The organism is Bradyrhizobium sp. Kon69, assembly GCF_055807515.1.
In genome coordinates, this window is the sequence record NZ_JBVVOS010000501.1 from 1 (window position 1) to 249 (window position 249).

General features: G+C 56.2%; 1 protein-coding gene. It reads right to left on the minus strand.

Going from position 1 to position 249, the window contains the following annotated elements; translation table 11 throughout:
* On the minus strand, nucleotides 1-249 hold a 249-nt coding region (locus AC0L3U_RS39945), incomplete at both ends, for a hypothetical protein (protein WP_473365203.1).

A 249-nucleotide genomic window follows, 5' to 3' on the forward strand; every position in this document is an offset into this window, starting at 1 on the left:
CGCTTCTGCCCTGCCCGCGCAAGGCGCTGTTGCACATTTCCAGCTGAATGAACGGCACCATCGAAAGGAAATACAGGGGAAGCGCCTCTTGATAAAAATGTTCCCCCGCGACAGGAAGCACTCTTTCCAGCCACGGCGCAGATAAGGCCACCGCCGCACTTAGCAAGGCAATGACCACAACCCCCAACACGGCTAAAAGAAGGGTGGCGCGCAACACTTTCTGTTTTGACCAGAGGTTCACTGACCTGG